A 3,302-nucleotide genomic window follows, 5' to 3' on the forward strand; every position below is an offset into this window, starting at 1 on the left:
TTTCGCCAGCATCCTGGTAGACGTCATCGCCTTGCGCGTCGTGGGTGTACGGCGCGCTGGTTTCGCCGGCCTTGATGGTGACCTGGGCATTGTTGCTCAGGGTCACGACCAGGTCGTGAGCCAGGGCGGTGTTGATATGTACGGTGAAGGTCGGCTTGACGTTCTCGGCCACCGAGGTCTGGTCAGCCGTGATGGTGACTTTGACCAGGTCGCCTTCGCTGCCTGGGGTACCTGGCTCGTCGGTGACCTGGGTGCTGACCGGGGTCTTGTCGAGTGTCAGTTGCTCAAACTTGCCGACATCCGCACCTTCAACGGTTGCGATCGATTTCACGACAGGGTCGTTGGTACCGACGTAGACGTTGTCCGGGGCAGTGACGATAGCAGTACCTACGGTACCGTTGGCCGGCACGGTGATGACGGTTTTGCCGTCGCTCAGCGTGAAGGTCAATGCACTGTGGTTGTTGATCGGCAGACCGTCTTTGTTGGTCAGCGTGATGGTGTAGGTGATCTCACCGCCTTCGGTGACCGAAGGCGTCGCGGTCAGCTTGGCCACTACTTCATCGGTGGTGTCGGTCACTTGAACCGAAGCGTTGCCGCCCAGTTGCAGGTTCTCGAAGGTGCGACCGTCTACATCCACAGCAGACGTGATGCCCAGGCTGATCTGGCCAGCGTCGTTGTAGACGTCATCACCCTGAGCAGCGTGGGTGTATGGCGCGCTGGTTTCGCCGGCCTTGATGGTGACCTGGGCATTGTTGCTCAGGGTCACGACCAGGTCGTGAGCCAGCGGCTGGTTGACGTGCACGGTGAAGGTCGGCTTGACGTTCTCGGCTACCGAAGTCTGGTCGGCCGTGATGGTGACCTTGACCAGGTCGCCTTCGCTGCCTGGGGTACCTGGCTCGTCGGTAACCGACGTGCTGACCGGGGTTTTGTCGAGGGTCAGTTGCTCGAACTTGCCGACATCCGCACCTTCAACGGTTGCGATCGATTTGATCACAGGGTCGTTGGTACCGACGTAGACGTTGTCCGGGGCAGTGACGGTAGCAGTACCTACGGTGCCGTTGGCCGGCACGGTGATGACGGTTTTGCCGTCGCTCAGCGTGAAGGTCAATGCACTGTGGTTGTTGATCGGCAGGCCGTCTTTGTTGGTCAGGGTAATGGTGTAAGTGATCTCGCCGCCTTCGGTGACCGACGGGGTGGCAGTCAGCTTGGCCACCACTTCGTCGGTGGTATCGGTCACTTGAACCGAAGCCGCACCGCCCAACTCGAGGTTCTCGAAGGTTGCACCAGTGGCGTCCACCGCCGAGTTGATGCCCAGGCTGATTTCGCCAGCGTCCTGATAGACGTCATCGCCTTGTGCGTCGTGGGTGTACGGCGCGCTGGTCTCGCCGGCCTTGATGGTGACCTGGGCATTGTTGCTCAGGGTCACGACCAGGTCGTGGGCCAGCGGCTGGTTGACGTGCACGGTGAAGGTTGGCTTGACGTTCTCGGCCACCGAAGTCTGGTCGGCCGTGATGGTGACCTTGACGATGTCGCCTTCGCTGCCTGGGGTACCTGGCTCGTCGGTGACCTCGGTGCTGACCGGGGTCTTGTCCAGGTTCAGGTTTTCAAACTTCCACGCATCTGCGCCGCTGACCGCGTCGATGGCATTGACCACCGGCGCGTTAGTGCCGACATAGACGTTGTCTGGTGCGGCTACAGTCGCCGAACCGGTGGTGCTGTTCGCTGCCACGACGACAGTGGTGCCGTCGGTCAGCTTGAAGTACAGCTCCGAGTGGTTGTTGATCGGCAGACCGTCTTTGTTGGTCAGCGTGATGGTGTAGGTGATCTCGCCGCCTTCGGTGACCGACGGGGTCGCGGTCAGTTTGGCCACTACTTCGTCGAGGGTGTCGGTGACTTGAACCGAAGCCGCACCGCCCAACTCGAGGTTCTCGAACGCAGCGCCGGTGGCGTCCACCGCCGAGTTGATGCCCAGGCTGATCTGGCCAGCGTCGTTGTAGACGTCATCGCCTTGCGCAGCGTGGGTGTACGGCGCGCTGGTTTCGCCAGCCTTGATGGTGACCTGAGCATTGTTGCTCAGGGTCACGACCAGGTCGTGGGCCAGCGGCTGGTTGACGTGCACGGTGAAGGTTGGCTTGACGTTCTCGGCCACCGAAGTCTGGTCGGCCGTGATGGTGACCTTGACGATGTCGCCTTCGCTGCCTGGGGTACCTGGCTCGTCGGTGACCTCGGTGCTGACCGGGGTCTTGTCCAGGTTCAGGTTTTCAAACTTCCACGCATCTGCGCCGCTGACCGCGTCGATGGCATTGACCACCGGCGCGTTAGTGCCGACATAGACGTTGTCTGGTGCGGCTACAGTCGCCGAACCGGTGGTGCTGTTCGCTGCCACGACGACAGTGGTGCCGTCGGTCAGCTTGAAGTACAGCTCCGAGTGGTTGTTGATCGGCAGACCATCTTTGTTGGTCAGCGTGATCGTGTAAGTGATCTCGCCGCCTTCGGTGACCGACGGGGTGGCGGTCAGTTTGGCCACCACTTCACTGATAGTGTCCGAGATCTCAACCGTAGCCGGGCCACCCAAGGCCAGCTTCTCGAAGGTGGCACCCGGAACTGTAGCGTCGGTAACACTGAGCGTGATGGAGCCTGCATCAAGATAGACGTCATCGCCCTGAACCGAGGTCTTGTACTCGACTTCGGTCTTACCGGCTTCGATCGTCACGGTGTCGCCGTTCGACAGGGTTACGGTCAACGGACGGTCCAGCGGCTGGCTAACTTTCACAGTAAAGGAAGGTTGCTGGTCTTCGGTCACATTGCCATTGCTGACAATGCTTACGGTGACGGTATCGATGCTGTCATTGATGACAGTCGAGGCTGGGGTCGGATTCGGAGTCAGCTGTTCGAAGTTGCCGCCCGTGGCGTTCTCGATGGTGACGCTGACGGTCGAACCGTTGTTGTAGACGTCATTGGCCGGGGTCTGGAAATCAACGCTGCCCTGGGTTTTGCCAGCCTCAACGGTGATGGTCTGGCCGTTGGACAGGGTCACGGTCACCGGCGTCTGGGCAGGGTTGCTCAGAGTCACGGTGTAGGTGATCACGCCGCCTTCGGTCACGCTTGGCGAGGCGGTCAGGGTCGCGGTAGTGGTGTCGACCGAGTCGGTGATCGTGGTCTGAGCTGGGGTCGGGTTCGGGGTCAGCTGTTCGAAGTTGCCGCCCGTGGCGTTCTCGATGGTGACGCTGACGGTCGAACCGTTGTTGTAGACGTCATTGGCCGGGGTCTGGAAATCAACGCTGCCCTGGGTTTTGCCGGCT

The 3,302-nt window shown here is 60.8% G+C and carries 1 protein-coding gene; it reads right to left on the bottom strand.

The window, feature by feature from the left end:
- A partial coding sequence (locus I8746_RS26760; protein WP_409078029.1) for an immunoglobulin-like domain-containing protein occupies nucleotides 1-3,302 on the bottom strand: 3,302 nt, incomplete at both ends.

The organism is Pseudomonas sp. USTB-Z (assembly GCF_019691255.1).
GTDB lineage: Bacteria > Pseudomonadota > Gammaproteobacteria > Pseudomonadales > Pseudomonadaceae > Aquipseudomonas > Aquipseudomonas alloputida.